This window comes from Rhodococcus sp. IEGM 1341 (assembly GCF_030056895.1).
In the GTDB taxonomy this organism is placed as follows: Bacteria; Actinomycetota; Actinomycetes; order Mycobacteriales; family Mycobacteriaceae; genus Rhodococcoides.
Genome location: NZ_JASHKV010000001.1, coordinates 1,147,863 through 1,169,693, shown reverse-complemented (window position 1 = coordinate 1,169,693; position 21,831 = coordinate 1,147,863). Strand labels below are relative to the sequence as shown.

General features: G+C 66.8%; 1 protein-coding gene. It reads left to right on the top strand.

Annotation, left to right across the window (positions count from 1 at the left end; all coding sequences use genetic code 11):
* The first annotated feature begins 11 nt into the window (after positions 1-11).
* Entirely contained in the window at positions 12-21,764 is a 21,753-nt protein-coding gene (locus tag QM615_RS05245) for a non-ribosomal peptide synthase/polyketide synthase (RefSeq protein WP_283347116.1), read from the top strand.
* Positions 21,765-21,831 lie beyond the last annotated feature (67 nt).

Sequence of the window (21,831 nt, the reverse complement as noted above, 5' to 3'; positions counted from 1 at the left end):
GGAAAAGGTAGATGGCGGTAGGACGTCGAAGCGATGCAGCTCTGACGGTCGAGGACCTTCCGCGCTTGGTTCGGAGCGTCGCAGCGGTCGAACCCGACCGCGTAGCTCTCACGCACCTCGGTACGGAACTGACCTACGCCCGCCTGGACGAGGAGATCACCACCCTCGATGCGGCCATGGGGGGCGTCCTCGGCCCCGACGCGCTGGTTCCGGTCGTGTTGTCCAACACGCTTGCAGGCCTCATCGAGGCCACCGAGGGTGGTCTGGACGCGGTCGTGTCCACCGTCGTCGCGGATGCGGTGTCGGTTCTCGGCGACGACGAGTCGACGTCGAGCTCCGCCCATCCCGAAGCCGCCACGCTGTACGCGCTGTTCGCCGATCAGGCCGAGCGCACCCCGGACGCACCTGCCCTCGTCTTCGGCGACGACACGCGAACCTACGCCGAGTTCGCCGCCTCGGTGGAGCGTCTAGCCCGCGTGCTGATCGCACGGGGAGTCGGCCCCGATTCAGCGGTGGGACTGTCGATCCGCCGATCCTTCGATCTGCTGGTGGGCATGTACGCCGTCTCCGCAGCAGGCGGAGCCTACGTGCCGTTGGACCCGGATCATCCGGTCGACCGACTCGGCTACGTTCTCGACATCGCGACACCTGTCCTGGTTTTGACGACCACGAACGACATACCGCAGTTGCCCGAGGGCACCGCCACCGTTCTCGTCGACGAGCTCGACCTGACCGATGTGCCGGGAGGACGGATCACCGATGCGGATCGGCTCTCCGCCCTGACCGAGGACGACCTCGCCTACGTCATCTTCACCTCCGGTTCGACGGGACGCCCGAAGGGCGTGGCGGTGAGCCACCGGGCCATCGTCGCCAACATCTCCTGGCGTCAGCGGGAGTACTCGATGAGTGCTGCCGACGTCGTGTTGCAGAAGACTCCGTTCACGTTCGACGTATCGGTGTGGGAGTTCTTCTGGCCGTTGCAGATCGGTGCCACGCTCGTGATCGCCGAGCCCGAGGGCCACCGCGACCCCGCCTACCTCGCCCGCGTCATCGGCGAGCGCGGCGTGAGCGTGACGCACTTCGTGCCCTCCATGCTCTCGGTGTACGTCGCCGAACCCACTGCTGCGCAAGCCGATTCGCTTCGGATGGTCTTCGCCTCCGGCGAGGCTCTCCCGGCGCGCACCGTCAACGCGTTCCACGAGATCTCGAACGCGGAACTGCACAACCTGTACGGTCCCACCGAAGCGGCCGTCGACGTCACGTACTACCGAACCCAGCAGGTGGAAGAAGCCTCGGTTCCCATCGGCGCTGCCGTCGACGACACCGATCTGTACGTGCTCGACGAAGGACTGCGGCGATCGCCCCGTGGAGTCGAGGGCGAGCTCTATCTGGCGGGCGTGCAGCTCGCTCGCGGATACCTCGGACGCACCGACCTGACAGCCGATCGGTTCGTGGCCGACCCGTTCGGTGAGCCGGGTGACCGCATGTACCGCACCGGCGACCTGGTGCGTCGACGCGGCGACGGCCTCATCGAATACATCGGGCGCACCGACTTCCAGGTCAAGCTGCGCGGCCTGCGTATCGAGCTGGGCGAAATCGAATCGGCCCTGCTCGCCGAGCCTGAGGTGACCCAGGCGGCTGTACTGCTTCATTCGTCGGAGCAGTCGGAACAACAGCTCGTCGGCTACGTCGTCAGTACCGATTCCGATCTCGACCACGACGGCCTCGCGGACGCGGTGAGACGCCGCATGCCCGAGTACATGGTGCCGTCGGTGTTCGTCGTCCTGGACGAGTTCCCGCTGAACGCCAGCGGAAAGCTCGACCGAAAAGCGTTGCCCGCTCCCGATTTCGCGTCCCTGGCTCGGGAGTACCGCGCACCGAGCACGGAGACCGAGTCGGCATTGGTCGCGATCTTCGAGACCGTGCTCGGCATCGACCGTATCGGCGTCGACGACGACTTCTTCGCACTCGGCGGCAACTCGCTCAACGCCACCCGCGTGATCGCGCGGGTCAACGCCGAGCTGGGCACTGCGGTGGATGTGCGGTCCTTCTTCGACGCACCGACCGTCGCCGAACTGGCCGCCGCAGTCGACGCCGCAGGCTCGACGCACGCGCGACCGGCGTTGGTTGCGCAGCAGCGGCCCGAACGTGTGCCGCTGTCGCTTGCCCAACAACGGATGTGGTTCCTCAACCGATTCGAGCCGGACTCGGCTGTCAACAACATCCCGGTCGCCATCGCGTTGAGTGGAGAACTCGACTTCACGGCCCTGCAGTCGGCCTTGGTCGACGTGTTGGATCGGCACGAGTCACTGCGGACGGTCTACCCCGACCACGACGGTGTCGGCTTCCAGCGAGTACTCGAATCCGATTCGGTGGCAGTGGAATTGGAACGTGCGACGGCAACCGATGCCGACGTTCCCGCCGTGCTGCTCGAGTTCGCGCTCAGGCCCTTCGATCTGGCGGTACAGCTGCCCTTCCGGGCGGTGCTTCTCGAGACGTCCGAGACCGAGCACGTGCTCGCGTTCGTGGTGCACCACATCGCGGCCGACGGATTCTCGATGGGCCCGCTGACCCGCGACGTGGTGGCCGCCTACGTGGCACGCACAAACGGGCAGGAACCACAGTGGACTCCGCTCGAGGTGCAGTACGCCGACTTCACGCTGTGGCAGAGAGCCGTCCTCGGTAGCGAGGACGACCCCGAGTCGGTGCTCTCTGCTCAGCAGGATTATTGGCGCGGACGCCTCGGCGGAGCACCCGATCAACTCGAACTACCCACCGACCGGCCCCGCCCGGCTGTCGCCACGACCAACGGCGGCACGCACACGTTCGAGATCGACGCCGAACTGGTCCGCGCGCTGGAGAGGCTCGGAAGAGACCACAACGCAACGACGTTCATGGTCGTGCACGCCGCACTGGCGGTGTTGTTGGCCAAGCTCGCTGCCGCCGACGACATCAGTATCGGTACTCCGGTCGCCGGCCGTGGTGATGCGGCCCTCGACGACGTCGTCGGGATGTTCGTCAACACACTGGTGCTGCGCACCGAAGTCGATCCACGGACGTCGTTCGACGATCTGCTCCGCGAGACGCGGGAGGTGGACCTCGCCGCGTTCTCGCACGCCGAGGTGCCGTTCGAGCGTCTGGTGGACGTGTTGGCTCCGGCGCGCTCGCAGGCACGCCACCCGCTGTTCCAGGTGATGTTGACGTTCCAGAACCTGGATCGAACCTCGGTCGAGCTTCCCGGCCTGACCATCGCAGCGGTCGACTACGAGGCAGACCTGGCGAAGTTCGATCTGCAGGTGACGCTGTGGGATTCGGCACCGGCCGGCTCCGAGCCCGCGGGCCTGACCGTCGCCCTGACCTATGCCGCGGACCTGTTCGAGAAATCGACGATGGCCCGATTCGGAGAACGGTTCGTTCGTGTTCTTCGTGCGATCACCGCAGCGCCCGCCGCAGCCGTCGGAGAGATCGACCTGCTCGACTCGGTCGAGCGGGAGTCGGTGCTGACGTTCGGTTCGGGACCGGCGCACGAGATCACCAGCGGAACAACGTTGGTGGGGCAGTTCGACGGTCGCGTCGAGCAGACCCCCGACGCGCAGGCCCTGGTGTTCGAGGACGTTCGGCTGACGTACGCCGAGCTCGATGCGCGCGCGAACCGCCTGGCGCGGTACCTGCTGTCGGTGGGTGTCGGGACCGATTCGACGGTCGGCCTCGCAGTCGGCCGCAGTATCGAGTTGTTCGTCGGTATGTACGCGATCGTCAAGGCCGGTGCTGCGTACGTACCCATCGATCCGGCTCAGCCGTCGGAGCGCAACGAGTACATCGTGAGCACGGCCTCGCCGGTACGGGTGCTCTCGAGCACCCGAGACCACGTCGAGTTCCCCGGCGTGGAGACGGTGGACATCGACACCGTGGACGTGTCCGAATTCTCGTCGGCACCGGTGACCGATGCGGAGCGGACGGCACCGCTGCGGGCGGAGAACCTCGCATACGTCATCTTCACCTCGGGTTCGACGGGTCGGCCGAAGGGCGTCGGCGTATCGCACGCGGCGATCGTCAACCGGTTGTCGTGGATGCAGCACGAGTACCCCCTCGGTCCGCAGGACGTGGTGTTGCAGAAGACACCGGCTACGTTCGACGTGTCGGTGTGGGAGTTCTTCTGGGCCTTCCAGGTCGGCGCATCGGTGGTCCTCGCGGTTCCCGAGGGTCATCGTGATCCGTCGTACCTGCTCGATGTCATTGCACGCGAACGTGTCTCGGTAGTGCACTTCGTGCCGTCGATGATGTCGGTGTTCACGCCGGAGGCGTTGCGTAGGCCCGACGCGGGAGCGTCGCTGCGTACGGTGTTCGCCTCGGGGGAGGCGCTTGCGCCTGCTACTGCACAGTCGTTGCGCCGCGCGCTCCCACAGGTGTCGGTGCACAACCTGTACGGCCCGACCGAAGCTGCTGTCGACGTGACCTATCACGCGGTCTCCGACGCGGACACAGCCGTGGTGCCGATCGGTTCACCGGTGTGGAACACCGATGTGCGCGTTCTGGATTCGTCGTTGCGGCCGGTTCCGGCCGGGGTGTCGGGAGAGCTCTATCTCTCGGGTGTCCAGCTCGCCAGGGGATACGTGAGCCGACCCGATCTGACCGCGGATCGCTTCGTTGCCGATCCGTTCGCGGTCGACGGTGCGCGGATGTACCGAACCGGCGACGTGGTGCGGTGGCTGCCCGCCGGTGAGTTGGAGTACGTGGGCCGGTCCGACTTCCAGGTGAAGTTGCGTGGTCTCCGTATCGAACTCGGCGAAATCGAATCGGCTCTGTTGGATCTTCCCGAGATCGCTCAGGCCGTGGTGCTCGTGCGACGAGAACAACTGGTTGCCTACGTCGTCCCCACCGAAGGCCCGGTCGAAGTGGACCGGGTACGCACCGCGCTACGTGGACGTCTGGCCGAGTACATGGTGCCGACCACCGTCGTGGAATTGGCCGAGTTCCCGCTCGGCGGAAGTGGCAAGCTCGATCGAAAAGCGCTGCCCGATCCCGAATTCGAGGCAACGCCCTACCGAGCACCGTCCGATCCGGTCGAAGAGATCGTCGCGAACGTGTTCGGCGCGGTCCTCGGACTCGACCGAGTCGGTGTGGACGACGACTTCTTCGCGCTCGGCGGCAATTCGCTCGTCGCCACTCAGGTCGCCGCACGACTCGGTGCCGAACTGGGCACGACGGTGCCCGTCCGAACGATGTTCGAGGCAGGCACGGTGGCAGCCTTGGCTGCTGCGTTGGAAAGCCACGTCGGCCACGGAGTCTCCGCGCCTCTCGTGCCGCAGGAACGCCCCGAACGAATTCCGCTCTCTCTCGCCCAGCAGCGGATGTGGTTCCTCAACCGATTCGAGCCCGAATCGGCGGTCAACAACATCCCCGTGGCGATCCGGCTCACCGGAGCACTCGACACTCCGGCCCTGAACGCAGCGGTCGTCGACGTTCTCGACCGGCACGAAGCACTCCGCACCGTCTACCCGAGTGTGGACGGAGCGGGGCATCAGGTGATCCTGCCTGCCGAATCGGTGGCACCGGACCTGACACCCACCACACCGTCCGCCGACGGTGCGGTGGCCGACCTGATCGCTTTCGCCTCCGAAGGATTCGACGTCACCCAGTCGATTCCCCTGCGCGCGAAACTGTTCCAGGTCACCGACGACGAGTACGTGCTGGTCGTCGTGGTTCATCACATCAGCGCAGACGGGTGGTCCATGGGACCGCTGACCCGCGACGTGATGACGGCTTACCTCGCTCGTGTGGCCGGCGACGCTCCGCAGTGGACGCCGCTGGCGGTTCAGTACGCCGACTTCGCGCTGTGGCAGCGCGCCGTGCTCGGCGACGACGCGGATCCGAACAGCCTGATGGCAGCACAGGCGGACTACTGGCGTTCGGCCCTGGCGGACCTGCCCAGTGAGCTGACCCTGCCGTACGACCGGCCGCGTCCCGCGGTGCAGTCGTACTCGGGCGGGCGGTTCCAGTTCGATATCGATGCGGATCTGCGTGCCTCGCTCGACGATCTGGCCCGGTCGACCGGAACCACCCTGTTCATGGTGCTCCACGGTGCTCTCGCGCTGTTCCTGGCTCGCATGTCCACCTCGGACGACGTTGCGGTGGGTACCGCGGTCGCAGGCCGCGGCGAGGCCGTCCTGGACGACGTCATCGGCATGTTCGTCAACACCCTGGTGCTCCGCACCTCGGTCGATCGAAGCAAGGGATTCACCGACCTCCTCGGCCACGTCCGGGACGTCGACCTCGATGCATTCGCACACGCGGACATCCCCTTCGAGCGGCTCGTCGATCTGCTCGAACCCGAGCGAACGACGGCCAGGCACCCGCTGTTCCAGGTGGCGATCGCGTTCGAGAACCTGCCGCCGAGCGAATTCCACCTTCCCGATCTGACGGTCTCGGCGGTCGACGTCGAGGTAGACACCGCCAAGTTCGACCTGTCGCTGACGCTGCACGAGAAGTCCGACGGCACCGGTCTGTCCGCCGGTTTCCTCTACGCGCGAGACCTGTTCGACGAGAACACGATCGAGGTGTTCTCGCGACGTTTCCGCTGGCTGCTCGAAGCGATCGTGGCGACACCGAACACCCCGGTGGGCGATCTGTCCATCCTCTACGACGACGAATACGACCGGCTCACCCACGTCCACGGTGACGACGTGTTGGCCGGCGGCACTCTGGCCGAGATCTTCGCTGCCGGAGCCGCACTCGACCCGTCGGCGACCGCGATTCGCTACGAGGGCCGCTCGATCTCGTACGCCGAACTCGATGCGACGTCCTCGCAGCTCGCCCGGGTGCTCATCGAGCGCGGGGCCGGCCCCGAATCCGTTGTGGCTCTGGGATTCCAACGCTCCTACTTCATGGTGCTCGCGGTCTGGGCAGTGGCGAAATCGGGGGCCGCGCACCTACCCGTCGACCCGACGTATCCGCAGGATCGCGTCGCCCACATGGTCTCGGACTCCGAGGCCCTACTGGGCCTGACCACCCGGGCACACTCGGATCGGCTCGCCGGTGGACAGCAGGACCTGACCTGGCTGAGCGTCGACGACGACGAGTTCGTGGCCGAGGTCCGCACCCGCTCTGCCGAGCCGGTCACCGACGCCGACCGCCTGCGACCCGTCACGTTCCAGAACCCCGCCTACGTCATCTACACCTCGGGCTCGACGGGCAAGCCGAAGGGCGTCGTCGTCACGCACGCCGGACTCGGCGGCGTCCTCGACGCAGCAACCGATCTCTATCACCTGAAACCGGCCTCGCGGTTCCTCCACGTCTGCTCGCCGAACTTCGATCCGTCGGTTCTGGAGTGGATGGCGGCGTTCTCCGTCGGCGCGACGTTGGTGGTGGTACCGGCATCGATTCTCGGCGGCACCGAACTGGCCGAATTGTTGAAGGCGGAGAGGGTCACTCACACGATCATCACGCCTGCGGTGCTCGGCACGATGGATCCCCACGGGATCGATTCGCTCGAGGTGCTCTCGGTGGGCGGCGACGTGACCACTCCCGAACTCCTCGCCCGGTGGGCAGGGGACCGGAAGTACTTCAACGGGTACGGACCGACCGAGACCACGATCATCTCGAGCTTCGCCGAGTTGACGCCCGGCGAACCGATCACCATCGGTCGACCGATTCACGGCATGTCCGTGCTCATCCTCGATTCCAGGCTCGAACCGGTTCCGACCGGTGTCGCGGGTGACCTGTATCTGTCGGGCGGTGCGCTCGCTCGTGGCTATCTCGGTAGGCCGAGTCTGTCCTCCGAGCGCTTCGTGGCCAATCCGTACGGTATCGACGGCGCACGGATGTACCGCACCGGCGACGTCGTGCGATGGACGGACGACCTGCAGCTGCAGTTCGTCGGCCGCACCGACTTCCAGGTCAAGGTGCGCGGGTTCCGTATCGAGCTCGGCGAGATCGACTCCGCGCTCACCGCTGTTCCCGAGGTCGACTTCGCCGTCACACTCGGACACGAACTGCCCTCGGGTGTCACCACTCTCGTGTCCTACGTGTTGCCGGCGCGTGGTTCGGTCGTCGACGTCGACGAGCTGACCGCCTTCGTCGGAAAATCATTGCCCGCCTACATGATCCCGTCGTCGATCATCGTTCTCGACACCGTTCCACTGACCCCGGTGGGCAAGTTGGATCGCGCCGCGCTTCCCGCACCCGTGTTCGAGGCCCGGGAATTCCGCGCACCCACCACCGCGGTCGAAGAGATCGTCGCCGGAGTGTTCGCCGACGTTCTGCACCTCGAGCGAGTGGGACTGGACGACGACTTCTTCGCCCTGGGCGGTAACTCGTTGATCGCCACCCAGGTGGTCTCGCGGCTCGGCGCGGCCCTGGACACGGTGGTCCCGGTGCGGGCGCTGTTCGAGAGCTCGACCGTGGCCGCACTGGTGGCGCACGTGGAGAGCGCTGTCGGTTCGGGCGGGCGAGCTGCACTCGTGGCGGGTCCGCGTCCCGAACACCCGCCGCTCTCGCCTGCGCAGCAGCGGTACTGGTTCCTCAACCAGTTCGACACGACGTCGTCGGTGGACAACATTCCGTTCGCCGTGCGGTTGTCGGGTGAGCTCGACGTCGCTGCGCTGCAGTCGGCGGTGCGCGATGTCGTCGAGCGCCACGAGTCTCTTCGTACCCGGTACCCGGACTCGGCACAGGGCCCGTTCCAGCAGGTGTTGCCGGCGTCCGAGGTGCCGATGGACCTCGCCGTGCGAGACGTGGCCGGTGCGAACGTCGTCACCGCCGTGACCGAATTCTTCACGCGTGGCTTCGACGTCACCGTCGAGGTACCGGTCGACGCGCGCGTGTTCCGCGTCGACGAGAACGAGCACGTCCTGGCCTTCGTCGTCCACCACGTGTCGGCCGACGGCGCTTCGATGGGCCCGCTGGCCGTCGACGTCATGACCGCATACACCGCGAGATCTGCAGGGACGGCTCCGGACTGGGAGCCACTCGAGGTGCAGTACGTCGACTTCGCGCTGTGGCAGCGAACCGTACTCGGCACCGAATCGGATCCCGATTCGGTTGCAGCGCAGCAGGTGTCGTTCTGGAAGGATACGCTCGCCGAGCTGCCGGATCAGCTGGTGCTGCCCACCGATCGCCCGCGCCCGCCTGCGCAGAGTTTCCGTGGCGATGCCGTGCGGTTCACCGTCGACGCCGGCACGCACGCTGCTCTCGCCGAACTCGGACGTACCGAGCAGGCAACGTTGTTCATGGTGGTGCACTCGGCATTCGCCGTGTTGCTCGCACGCCTGTCCGGTTCCGAGGACATCGCGGTCGGAACGCCCATCGCCGGCCGCGGTGAGCGGGCTCTGGACTCGATGATCGGTATGTTCGTCAATACCCTGGTCTTCCGGTCGTCGGTCGAATCGTCGATGACCTTCCGCCAGTTGCTCGCTCAGGCCCGAGAGCGGGACCTGGCCGCGTTCGCGCACTCCGACGTTCCGTTCGAGCGTCTCGTGGAGGTGCTGAACCCGGTGCGGTCGACGGCACGCAACCCGTTGTTCCAGGTAGGCCTGTCCTTCCAGAACCTTGCCGAGTCGACGTTCGAGCTGCCGGGTCTGACGGTGAGTGCCGTCGAGGCGGATGCGGTGACTGCGAAAACCGATCTGCAACTGTCGATCTCGGATCGCTACGCCCCGGACGGCTCGCCCGCGGAACTGTCGGCCGAATTCAGTTACGCCACCGATCTTTTCGATCGCGCGACGGTCGAAGGTTTTGCCGACCGGTTCGTTCGCCTCCTCGCTGCCGTGGCCGAGGACCCGTCGGCCGTCGTCGGCGATCTCGAGCTGCTCTCACCCGAGGAACGCACCCGGATCGTCCGCACGTGGAACGACACCGATCACGATGTCGATGCGTCGCAGACGCTGGTATCGCTGTTCGATCGACAGGTGCAGGCACAGCCCGACGCGGTCGCGGTGGTCCACGCCGGGCAGTCACTGTCGTACGGCGAGTTCGATCGTCGAATCAACCGGTTGGCCCGCGTCCTGATCGGTGCCGGTGTCGGCCCGCAGGTGACGGTTGCCCTGGCGATCAGGCGCTCGGTGGATCTGCTCGTCGCGATGTATGCCGTCGCCAAGGCGGGCGGGGCGTACGTGCCCATCGATCCGGACCAGCCGGCGGACCGCAATGCCTACATCCTGGAGGTAGCTGCTCCCGCTCTGGTCCTGAGTACTGCTCGCGACGGTGTCGATGTCGACTCGGTTCCGGTGCTGTTGGTCGACACCGATCCGCGAGTGCTCGACGCAGAGGTCTCGGACGCGCCCGTCACCGACAGTGAGCGCACCTCGCCGCTGCGGCCTGCGAACACCGCCTACGTCATCTTCACGTCCGGATCCACCGGCCGACCCAAGGGTGTCGCGGTGAGTCATGCCGCCATCGTCAACCAATTGCTGTGGCAGAGCGCCCATTACGGACTGGGCAGCACCGACCGAGTGCTGCTCAAGACTGCGGCCACATTCGACCTGTCGGTATGGGAGTTCTGGGTCGCCACCGTCTCCGGTGGTGCGATCGTCGTTGCCGACGCCGAGGGCCACCGCGATCCCGCCTACCTCGTCGATCTGATGAACCGGGAATCGGTGACGACACTGCACACCGTGCCGTCCGTGCTCGATGCGTTGGTCACGGCGTCGGCGGGCACACTGCCCGAACACCTGACGCGGATCCTGGCGATCGGCGAGGCGCTGCCGGTGGCGACGGCCGAGCGCACACTACGCAGTTCTGCTGCGCGACTGGGCAACTTGTACGGGCCGACCGAGGCCGCGGTCTCGGTGACCGCGCACCGGGTGACGACCGTCGACGGCACAACGGTTCCCATCGGCGCGCCGGAGTGGAACACCCGTGTCTACGTGCTCGACTCGCGTCTGGCTCCCGTTCCGGTCGGCGTCGCAGGCGAGCTGTACCTCGCGGGTGCGCAGCTGGCCGACGGGTACTTCGCCCGGCCGGACCTGAGCGCCGAGCGATTCGTCGCGGACCCGTTCACGCCCGGCGGCCGCCTGTACCGCACCGGTGACCTCGTATCCTGGCGCGCCGACGGCGAATTGGAGTACGTCGGGCGCACCGACTTCCAGGTGAAGATTCGCGGTTTCCGGATCGAGCTCGGCGACATCGATGCCGCTCTCGGATCGCTCGACGACATTCGCGACGTCGCCGTGATCGCTTTCGAGGACACGGGATCAGGCGCGCGGCTGGTGGCCTACCTCGTGCCCGCCGATGGGGTGACGCTGGATCAGGACGGCATCCGTCGAGCACTCGCCGAACGTCTGCCGTCGTACATGATCCCGGCGGCCTTCGTCGTGCTCGAGGCTCTTCCTCGAGGCGTCAACGGAAAGCTGGATCGACAGGCGCTCCCCGAACCGCAGTTCGAGACAGCCGAATTCCGCGCGCCGACCAATCCGGTGGAAGAGGCCGTCGCGGCGGTCTTCGCCGAGGTGCTCGCTGTCGAGCGCGTGGGTCTGGACGACGACTTCTTCGCGCTCGGCGGTAACTCGCTCATCGCCACCCAGGTGGTCTCCCGGCTGGGGGCGGCGCTCGATACTCAGGTGCCGGTCCGCTCGATCTTCGAGTCTCCGACGGTGCAGTCGCTCGCACGTGCGATCGAGTCCGAGGTGGGTACCGGTGCGCGCCGGGCACTGACGGCTCGGACGCGACCGGACTCGGTGCCGCTGTCGATGGCCCAGCAGCGCATGTGGTTCCTGAGCCAATTCGATCCGACGTCCGCCGTGAACAACATCCCGGTCGCAATTCGGTTGTCCGGCAATGTCGATGTCGATGCACTCACCAGCGCGGTGTACGACGTGCTGGCACGGCACGAGATTCTGCGCACCGTGTACCCGGAGGTCGACGGACGAGGCCAGCAGGTTGTGCTCGGTACCGCAGAGGCCGGCGTGACGGTTGTCGTCGACGACGTCGACGAGAGTTCGATCGAGCACGCCCTTCGCGACTTCGTGTCCGCGGGATTCGACGTGACCCGAGCTGTTCCGGTCCGAATCCGGATCCTGCGGGTCAGCGAGACCGAGCACGTACTGGCCTTCGTCGCCCACCACATCGCCGCGGACGGGTTCTCGATGGGACCCCTGACGCGCGACGTCATGGTGGCCTACACCGCCCGTGCCGCGGGGGAGAACCCGCAGTGGGCACCACTCCCGGTGCAGTACGCGGACTACGCGTTGTGGCAACGCGAGGTACTCGGTTCCGAGGACGACCCCGATTCGCCGTTGGCGAAGCAGCTCGCCTACTGGACGACGGCTCTGGCCGGTGCCCCGGCACAGCTCGACCTCGCGACCGACCGGCCGCGTCCGGCGGTGGCGTCGTATCGCGGTGCGGCATACAACTTCTCGATCGACTCGGTATTGCAGTCGAACATCGCTCGGGCCGCCAGAGCCGAAAACGCCACGAACTTCATGGTGGTGCACGCCGCGCTCGCGGTGCTCCTCGGCGCGATGGCGGGAACCGACGACGTGACGATCGGAACTCCGGTCGCCGGCCGCGGTGACGCGGATCTGGACGAGCTCGTCGGCATGTTCGTCAACACGCTCGCTCTGCGTACCGCGATGAATGCCGCGGCAACGTTGCGCGAGCAACTCGCCGCAGTTCGTGAGGCCGACCTGGGTGCCTTCGGGCACGCCGACGTGCCGTTCGAGCGGCTGGTCGACGAGCTGGCCCCGGACCGCTCTCAGGCTCGGCACCCGATCTTCCAGGTCATGTTGACGTTCCAGAACCTGAACCGTCAGACGTTGGCCCTGCCCGGGCTGAGCGTCGAGGGAATCGATCTCGGCAGCGCGTTCGCAAAGTTCGACCTGCAGGTGACGCTGTGGGAGAACGTCGAAGAATCCGGCGCTCCAGCCGGCATCGACGTCCAATTCGACTACGCCACCGATCTTTTCGACGAGTCCAGCATGAAGTCTCTCGGGCGACGGCTCGTCCGGGTTCTGCACGCGCTCACCGATGCACCGGACGCCGTCGTCGGCGACATCGACATCCTCGAGGAGGGCGAACGTACCCGCGTCCTCGAGGAATGGAACGCCACCGCGCACGAGGTGGATCCCGGCGCAACTCTGGTGTCGCTGTTCGAGGCCCGAGTTGCGGCGTCACCGGACAACATCGCCACGAGCTTCGCCGACGACCGAGTGACCTACCGCGAATTCGCCGAGCGGGTCAACGCGCTCGCGCGCCTGCTCATCGCCGAGGGAGTCGGCCCGGAAACCGTGGTGGCCACGGCCATGCGCCGCTCGATCGACATGCTCACGGGTATCTACGCCGTGCTCACCGCGGGTGGTGCCTACGTCCCGGTCGACCCGGATCTTCCGGCCGAACGAATCGGCTACATCCTGGACACGGCGGCACCGGTGGTACTGCTCACGACCGAGCACGACGGCACATCTCTCGTGACCGACGCCGCCAGGATTCTGGTCGACACCGTCGACACGACAGGTCTGTCCACGGCACCGGTGACCGATGGCGAGCGAACCGCGCCGCTGCGACCGGCGGACACCGCGTACGTCATCTTCACCTCCGGCTCCACCGGTCGCCCCAAAGGCGTTGCGGTCAGCCACGAGGCCATCGTCAACCGTCTGCTGTGGATGCAGGACGAATACCGTCTCACCGAGCAGGACAAGGTGTTGCAGAAGACGCCGGTCACGTTCGACGTATCGGTCTGGGAACTGTTCTGGCCGTTGCAGATCGGTGCCGAACTCGTCATCGCGGTGCCCGACGGCCACCGAGATCCGGCATACCTGGTGAGCACCGTCGCCGAACGCGGCATCACGGTCGCGCACTTCGTCCCGTCGCTGTTGGCCGTGTTCGCTGCTGCGGATGGTGTCTCCGACTGCACCGGCCTGCGTGCGGTCTTCGCCTCGGGCGAGGCGCTGCCTGCATCGGTTGCCTCGGCGCTGCGCGCGGCACTGCCTGCCACCGAACTGCACAACCTGTACGGACCGACCGAGGCCGCAGTCGACGTCACCTACCACCGCGTGGTGCCGGCCGACGTCGCGTCGGTCCCCATCGGTGCTCCGGTCTGGAACACCCGAGTCACCGTGCTCGATGCACGCCTGCACCCGGTCCCGGTCGGAGTGCCCGGGGAGCTGTATCTCGCCGGGCGGCAACTGGCCCGCGGATACCTCGGCCGCCCGGACCTCACCGCCGACCGGTTCGTCGCCGACCCGCACGGCAATGCCGGCTCGCGGATGTATCGCACCGGAGACCTGGTTCGCTGGAACGCAGACGGCGAGCTCGAGTACCTCGGCCGCACCGATTTCCAGGTCAAACTGCGAGGCCTGCGGATCGAGCTCGGCGAAATCGAAGCCGCGTTGACCGCAGATCCGTCGGTCGACCAAGCCGTGGTTCTCGTGCGCAGGACGCCGTCGGCAGGTGAACTACTGGTCGGGTACGTCGTTCCTGTCGCCGGGGAGACGATCGACACCGCAGCGGTCACCACCTCGGTTGCCACCCTGGTTCCGGAGTACATGGTGCCGGCCGGGCTCGTCGTGCTCGATGCCCTCCCACTCGGGCCGAACGGCAAGCTGGACCGCAGAGCGCTACCCGAACCGGAATTCGGCAGCGATGCCGAATTCCGTACGGCGACAACCGATACCGAACGCGTCATTGCCGAGGTCTTCGCCGACGTGCTCGGCCTCGACACCGTGGGCGTCGACGATTCGTTCTTCGCGCTCGGCGGCGACAGCATCGTCTCCATTCAGCTCGTCTCTCGTGCCAAGGCCAGGGGAATTCAGTTCGGTCCGCGAGATGTGTTCGAGCGCAAGACCGTCGCCGGTCTCGCCGAGGTCGCCGTGATCGTCGGTGAGGGCGCTGACGCGGTCGTGCTCGAGGAACTCGACGGCGGCGGCGTCGGTTGGATGCCGCTACCCCCGTTCGGTGTGGCGATGATCGAGCGCGGCGGAGGCTGGTCGCGGTTCCATCAGGCCGTCACACTGGAGCTGCCGCTCGGCATCGACCGAGCCGGGATTCTCGCCACGGTGACTGCAGTGGTCGATCGACACGACGTGCTGCGCTCGACCCTGGTGCACGACGACCGCGGCTGGGGTCTCGAGGTTGCGGGCACCGGTGCGGTCGACGTGGATGCGTTACTCACCCGGGCCGATACCGATTCGGCCGCAACCGTATTCGACGACGCAGTCGGAACGCTCGACCCCACGGCCGGGCGCATGCTCGCCCTCGTCTGGGTCGATCGAGGACCCGACGAAGCGGGCACGCTGACCGTCGCCGCGCACCACCTCGTGATCGACGGAGTGTCGTGGCGAATTCTGGTCCCCGACTTCGTCTCCGCCTGGGCTCAGGTGTCCGGGGGAGTGGACCCGAGCCTGCCCGAGGTCGGAACCTCGATGCGGCGGTGGACCCATGCTTTGGCCGACGCGGCAGCGAGCGAAGCGCGGCTGGCCGAGTTGCCGCTGTGGCGCTCGATCGCCGACACCGAGGATCCCGTGCTGGGCGACCGAGCTTTCGATCCCGCGGTCGACGTCGTCGCGACGCTCGAACGGGTGAACATCGAACTGGCACCCGACGTCACGCGCACCTTGCTGACCACGGTTCCGGAGATCTTCCGCGGCGGCGTGGGCGACGGGTTGTTGGCCGGACTCGCTATGGCTGTCACGAGACTGCGGTCCGAGCGCGGCGTCACCGCACCGGCGACACTGGTGCAGCTCGAAGGCCACGGCCGCGAGGAAGCGGTGGTTCCCGGAGCCGATCTGGGACGCACCGTCGGCTGGCTGACCAGCCTGTTCCCCGTCCGCCTCGACCTGACCGGAATCGACGTCGACGCTGCGTTCGCGGGCGGACCGCAGCTCGGCGACGCCGTCAAGGCCGTCAAGGAACAGATGCTGGCGCTGCCCGATCGAGGCATGGGCTGGGGACTGCTCCGTTACCTGAACTCCGAGACAGCTGCGGAACTTGCGGAACTCGGGACCGGACAGATCAGCTTCAACTACCTGGGCCGGGTCGACGCCGGCGAGGTCCCGGACGAGATGAAGTCGCTCGGCTGGTTGCCGGCCGCCGACGGCGAGCTCTCCGCGCCCGGTGACGCCGACATGGCCGCGAACAAGACCGTCGACATCAACGCCATCGTGCTCGACACCGACGAGGGCGGGGTCCTGAGCGCCAGCTTCGCGTTCCCGACCGGAGCCGTGTCCGCGGACACGGTCGAGCGTCTCGCCGGGCTGTGGTCCGAGGCGTTGTCGGCGCTGGCCTCGTACGCCGAGGTACCCGGCTCGGGTGGCCTGACCCCGTCGGACGTGCCCCTGGTGGCGCTGTCGCAGGCCGACATCGCGTCGTTCGAGGCGCGTTACCCACAGCTGACCGACATCTGGTCGCTGTCACCGTTGCAGCAAGGACTGCTGTTCCACGCGTTGTTCGCCGATGCGTCGATCGACGTCTACACCATGCAGGTCGTACTCGACCTGGCCGGCGAGGTGGACGCCGAACGGTTGCATCACGCTGCCCAGACACTGCTGGATCGGTACGAGAATCTGCGTACCTCGTTCACCGCGACCGCGGACGGCGAGACTGTGCAGATCGTCCAGCAGAACGTTCGTCTGCCCTGGAACACCCTCGATCTGTCTCATCTCGACGGGCTCGAACGCGACGCTGCCGTCGCCGACGCACTGGCCGCGGATCAGCGACGACACTTCGACGTGTCCACGGCACCCCTGCTGCGGTTCCTGCTCGTCAGGATCACGCCGACCACTTACAAGCTCGCGATGACCAATCATCACGTGTTGCTCGACGGATGGTCGTTGCCGCTGGTGATGAAGGAACTGCTGTACCTGTACGCGGCGCAGAGCTCCACGGCGTCGATGCCTCGCGTGCGGTCGTACCGCTCGTATCTGGCGTGGCTCGATCGACAGGATCCAGCCGTATCGCTGAGCGCGTGGACCCGGGCACTGGACGGTGTCGAGGAACCGACCTTCGTCGCTCAGCCGAGCGTCGGACGAGAAATCTCGTCCAGATCGGCCGAGGCGGAGAAATCGGTCGATGTCGACACGACAGCGGCGCTCGTAGCGCTCGGTGGCCGGCTCGGCGTCACGGTCAACACGCTGGTGCAAGCGGCGTACGGACTGTTGATCGCGCACGTCACCGGACGCACCGACGTCGTGTTCGGTGCCACGGTCTCCGGTCGTCCGGCTGCTCTTCCCGGCGTCGAGTCGATGATCGGGCTGTTCATCAACACCATCCCGGTGCGGGTTCGATTCGATCCCGCCGACACGGTGGAGAACTACCTGGTCCGGATCCAGGGCGAACAAGCCGATCTTCTCGACCACCACCACGTGGGACTGGTCGACATCCAGCGGGCGATCGGCGTCGGCAATCTGTTCGACACCCTGACCATTTTCGAGTCCTACCCGGTGGACGAAGCACAACTGACACAACAGGCCGCGGCCATCGACGGCATGACCGTCGAGGGCGTGAGCTCCAACGACAACACCCACTATCCGCTGACGTTGCTCGTCGTGGCCGAGGACCGAATCTCGTTCACGCTCAAGTACATCAGCGATCTGTTCGATCCCGCATACATCGACTCCGTGCTGGCGCGACTCGTCGGCATCCTCGAAACCTTCGTGTCCGACACGACCGTCGCGGTCGGCGATATCGATCTGCTCGGCCCGGCAGAACGAACTCGAGTGATCGAGACGTGGAACGACACCGCACACGAGGTCGACGCAGGCGTCATGCTGACCGAGCAGTTCCGGGCGCGAGTGGCCGCGAACCCGGACGCCACGGCCGTGGTGTTCGAGGACGCGACCGTCACGTATGCGGAGTTCTCGGACCGAGTGAATTGCCTCGCGCGACACCTGGTGTCTCTCGGTGTGGGGCCGCAGTCGCTCGTCGCACTCGGGATGCGGCGCGGAATCGACCTCATGGTCGGCATCTACGCCGTCCTCGAAGCCGGTGGCGCCTATGTGCCCATCGATCCGGACCACCCCGCGGATCGCATCGAGTACATCCTCGACACAGCCGAGCCGGTGGTGGTGCTCTCCACCAGTCACGATCGGGAAGGTCTACCGGAGCGTTTCCCGATTCTCGAACTCGACACCGTCGGTCTCACCGGGTACCCGAACGGTGCCTTGACCGACGCAGATCGACTGGCACCGGTGCGTCCTGGAAACACCGCCTACGTCATCTTCACCTCGGGCTCGACGGGACGCCCCAAGGGCGTGGCGGTGTCGCACCGTGCCGTCGTCAACGAGATGGCCTGGATGGTGCACCAGTACTCGCTCGACGAGAACGACGTCTACTTGCAGAAGACCGCCACGACATTCGACGTGTCTCTGTGGGGGTTCTTCCTTCCGCTCTGGGTCGGTGCAACGGTCGTTCTGGCGACCCCCGACGGCCACCGCGACCCGGAGTATGTCGCGGAGCGCATCGCTCGGCACGGCGTCACCGTCACGGACTTCGTGCCGTCGATGCTCACGGTGTTCGCCGCGTACGCGACCGAGGAGCAGTGCCGGTCCCTGCGACACGTCTACGTCGTGGGTGAGGCACTGCCCCCGGAGACGGTGACGGATTTCCGTGCGATCACCTCTGCCGGGATCCACAACCTGTACGGACCCACCGAAGCTGCTGTGACAGTGACGTTCTGGGAGACCGAGCCGGAAGATGTATCGACGGTTCCGATCGGTGCGCCGGAATGGAACACCCAGGCCTACGTCCTCGACGGCAGGCTGCATCCAGTGGCCGCAGGGACCGCGGGTGAGCTGTATCTGGCGGGTACCCAGCTCGCCGACGGATATCTCGGCCGCGTCGACCTGACGATGGACCGCTTTGTCGCGAACCCGTTCTCGGCTGCCGGCGAGCGCATGTATCGCACCGGAGACCTCGTCCGATGGCGGCCGGGCCCCGACGCTGTGGGGGTACTCGAGTACATCGGGCGCACCGACTTCCAGGTCAAGTTCCGTGGCCAACGGATCGAGCTCGGTGAGATCGAGACCGCGCTGTTGGCCCATCCCGACGTCAACCAGGCCACGGCCGTGGTGGCGACCACCGGTGCCGGCGACCAGCTCGTCGGATACGTGGTGCCTGCACCGGGCAGCACACTGGACCCGGCCGAGGTACGCACCTTCGTCGGCGGCGCGCTGCCGAAGTACATGGTGCCGGCGACGGTGATGGTGCTCGCCGAATTCCCTCTGAACACCAGCGGCAAGCTGGACCGAAAAGCACTGCCGGAGCCGGTGTTCGAGGTTCGCGAGTTCCGTGCTCCGGCAACGCCGGTCGAGGAGATCGTGGCGGAGATCTACGCCGAGTTGCTCGGCGTCCAGCGTGTCGGATCGAACGACGACTTCTTCGATCTCGGTGGTAACTCGCTGATCGCCACGCGAGTGGCGGCACGGGTGTCGGCGGCGCTCGGCAAGAAGGTCGGTGTCCGAGACCTGTTCGAGGCGTCGACCGTTGCCGCGCTCGCAGCTCGTGCCGAGTCGCGTATCGACGACGCGAACGATGTGCCGCTGCGCCGCCGACCGGCCGGACAGACCGTGCCGTTGTCGCTCGCGCAACAGCGCATGTGGGTACTCAACCGACTCGACCCCGAGTCCGGGGCCTACAACATGCCGCTGGCGCTCCGTCTGCGAGGCGAGCTGGATGTCGCGGCACTGCAGACCGCCGTGTCCAGCACCGTGGAACGCCACGAGGCACTGCGCACGCGCTACCCGGAAGATGCGAACGGTTCGCCGTATCAGGAGTTCGTCGACGCCGGATCGGTCGTACCCGATCTGACTCCGATCGACGCGCCCAACGACTCCGACACCGCCGAACGGATTCGCGCACTCGTCTACCAGGGTTTCGACGTCACCGTCGCACCCCCGGTCCGGGGAGCACTGTTCCGGTTCGGTCCGGACGAGTACGTCTTCGTCATCGTGATGCACCACATCAGCGGAGACGGCGCATCGATGGCACCACTGGCCCGTGACGTCATGACCGCGTATCTCGCTGCCGCGTCGGGAACCGACTACACGCCCGAACCGCTGACGGTGCAGTACGCGGACTTCGCGGTCTGGCAGCGGCAGGTGCTGGGCTCGGACAGCGACCCCACGTCGATTCTGTCGCAGCAGTTGGCCTTCTGGGCGGACGAGCTCAGCGGGATCACCCCGGTCGTGTCGTTGCCGTGGGATCGGCCGCGTACGGCTACCGCCAACCTGCGCGGAGCCAGTGTGAGTGTCGAGCTGGACGAGTCGGTACACACCGGGCTCGCGGCGATCGCGCGCGAGAACAACGCGACTCTGTTCATGGTGTTGCACGCGGTACTCGGGGTGCTGTTGTCACGGATGAGTGGCTCCCGCAGCTTCGCCGTCGGCACGCCTATCGCCGGCCGCGGGCACGAGGCGCTCGACGGACTGGTCGGCATGTTCGTCAACACCCTGGCATTGCGCACGGACGTGGACCCGGATGCGACGTTCGCAGAGCTGCTGACCGCCCTCCGCGAGACCGACCTGCGGGCCTTCGCGAATTCGGACGTGCCGTTCGAGCGGGTCGTCGACACCATCGCACCGGACCGGAACGCCGGGTACACCCCGCTGTTCCAGACGGTTCTGTCGGTGGAGCCCCACGGCGAGGCGCGGTTCGAATTGCCGAACCTGGTGGTCGAACCCGTCAGCGGCTTCGAGCCGACGGCGAAATTCGACCTGCAGGTCACGGTGGAGACCCAGCACGCCGACGGGAACAGCGGCACCGGAACCCTGAACGTCGAATGGGTGTACGCCGCCGACCTGTTCGACGAGTCCACGGTCGCCTCCTTGGCGGAACGATTCGCTCGTATCGCCGGTGCGGTAGCGGCAACACCAGCTGTCGTCGTCGGCGACATCGACGTGCTCGACGCCGCCGAGCGGGCCGCACTGACCGAGACCCCGCAGACCGCCGACTCCCCTGCGGCACCGGTCCGGTCGGACCTGACCTTGCCGCAGGTACTCACCTCGGCGGTGGACGCAGATCCCGATGCGCCCGCGTTGTCGTCGGACGGAGTCGAGACCACCTATCGTCAGCTCGACGAGCAGTCGTCGAGGATGGCTCGGGTACTGATCGAGCGCGGCGTCCGGCCCGGAGTCGTGGTCGGCGTCTCCGTCACCGGCGACGTCGCGGCCGTCGTGACGCGGTGGGCGGTGGCCAAGGCAGGCGGAGCTGTGGCACCGATCACCACTTCGAACTCCTCCGACGTTCTGGAGCGGGCAGGCGCATCCGTCCTCGTTCTGGACGGTGACGATGCGCCGAGCTCGGCCGGGCCCGCCACGACCGTCCACCTCGGACAACCCGACGTGGTCGACGCCATTGCCGCGAGTTCTGCGCGGCCGGTGACGTATTCGGACCGAACGGCGGTTCTGGGACCCGACAGCCCAGCGTTGGTCTCGGTCGACGACGGCACCGTGATCGACCACGGAACACTCGCCGCACTGGCGACGAGCGCAGTGACGGAGTGGGCAGTGGCGTTCGATTCACGGCTGGCCGTTCCCACCCGGTTCGATTCCGCTGCAGCAGTTCTGGCCGGCGTGGTCGGCGTCACGGCAGGTGCAGCTCTGGTGACCGACCGGGCGGAGTCCGCCGAAGACGCCGCAGACATCGTGTCCGCAGAATGGGTGACCCATGCGTTCCTCGCCGCAGCAGACATCGCCGCGGTCGATCGACTGCAACCCGAGGACATCGAGGACCTCGTTGCGATCGTGTCGGTCGACGGTGACGGTGACGGTGTCGAGATGAGCGGTGTCGACATTCCGGTGCATCGTCTGCCCGGGTCGATGGGAACCGCCGACCGATAGGGTGAAGCGAACTGCAACGCTCGCCGCGTCGCGGACGATGAACGGTCGGATCGGCCGACGCGTCGTC

Bases quoted from the DNA above. Each gene is read 5' to 3' on its own strand.
- QM615_RS05245 (WP_283347116.1), top strand. From the start codon at position 12: ATGGCGGTAGGACGTCGAAGCGATGCAGCTCTGACGGTCGAGGACCTT.